This window comes from Sphingomonas xinjiangensis, from assembly GCF_014199255.1.
Taxonomy (GTDB): Bacteria; Pseudomonadota; Alphaproteobacteria; order Sphingomonadales; family Sphingomonadaceae; genus Sphingomonas; species Sphingomonas xinjiangensis.
In genome coordinates this window covers 1-1372 of record NZ_JACIJF010000062.1, presented here as the reverse complement: position 1 = coordinate 1372, position 1372 = coordinate 1, and the positions used below count along the sequence as shown (strand labels likewise).

The following is a 1372-nucleotide window of genomic DNA, read 5'->3' as shown; positions in this document are numbered from 1 at the left end:
CGCGTCCGTGTGTGGACGCCCCTCTGGATGCAAGGGGGTGTTCGAGAGATTTGTTCGCGCAGGTTCAGGTGCTTCCGTGTGTCCGGCCTGTTGATGCAGCCATCATCACGACTGCTGGCCTGTATGGAGATCGCGGATCGGGTCCAAACCGCTTTCGCGCGCTCGAGGCGCTTGGACGCTTCACTGGTTTTCCCGACCCCGTCTTCTGACCGTTGCGCCATACCTCTCTATCGACCTTCCTTGCGTCCCTGACGCCTCAAGCCTCGGCGGTCACACCGCCGCGGCCGGAGCTCTGTAAGAGCCGCCATGGGCCATCAGCGCCCAGACGGTTCTCGCCATTTTGTTCGCCAGCGCGACAGTGACCAACATGCGCGGCTTGCGCGTCAGCATGCTTGCCAACCAGGCCCCAGCCTTGTCGGGATCGCGCGCTGCGACTTTGGTCGCTGAGCTCGCGCCAAGGATCAGCAGCCGTCGCAGGCTGCGCTCGCCCATTTTGGTCGTTCGCCCCAGCCGCTCCTTGCCACCGCTGGAGTGTTGCCGTGGAACAAGGCCGAGCCAGGCTGCAAAGTCGCGGCCGCGGCGGAAGGTGCTCGCGGCGGGAGCCAGCGCAACCAGCGCTGTCGCGGTTACCGGGCCGACACCGGGTATCGTCATCAACCTCTTCGCCACGGGATCAGCCTTTGCCCGGTTGGCAATCTCGCGGTCCAGAAGAGCGATCTGCGCCTGTAGCGCCTGGAGGCTCTGCGCGATGACGGTCAGCACCGGTCGTGCCTGCGCCGGAACGTCGGATGTGGCGTCGCCGATAATCTCGACGAGCCGGGCGATGTGCCCGACACCTTGGCGCACGATGTAGCCGAACTCGGTGAGGTGCCCGCGCAATGCGTTGATCAATTGGGTGCGCTGACGCACAAGCAGATCGCGCGTACGGAACACCACCGCCGACGCCTGCGCCTCCGCGCTCTTGCCCGGGACAAACCGCATCGTGGGTCGCTGGGCCGCCTCGCAGATCGCCTCCGCGTCGGCCATGTCATTCTTCTGCCGCTTCACGAACGGCTTCACGTAAGCCGGTGGAATTAGCCGCGTGTCGTGACCCAATGCGGCGATCTCGCGCGCCCAGTAGTGAGCGCTAGCGCACGCCTCCATCGCCACGACACATCGCGGCAGTGTCGAGAAGAATGCCAAGACCTGATCTCGCCGCAACTTCTTGCGGAACATCACGGTGCCGCTCGGATCCGAGCCGTGAACCTGGAAAACCGACTTGGCCAGATCAATGCCAACTGTGCTAACCTCACCCATGGACGCCTCCTGCAGTGGTGTTTCAACACCTCCACTCTGGCACATCGATGCCGTCAGGGGGCGTCCACCCCAACGC

Annotated in this window: 1 protein-coding gene; it reads right to left on the bottom strand. The window is 64.4% G+C overall.

Annotation, left to right across the window (positions count from 1 at the left end; all coding sequences use genetic code 11):
• Positions 1–270 precede the first annotated feature (270 nt).
• Positions 271–1296, bottom strand: coding sequence for an IS110 family RNA-guided transposase (locus tag FHT02_RS21275; protein WP_184092258.1), 1026 nt, complete (start codon positions 1294–1296; stop codon positions 271–273).
• Between the last annotated feature and the right edge of the window lie 76 nt (positions 1297–1372).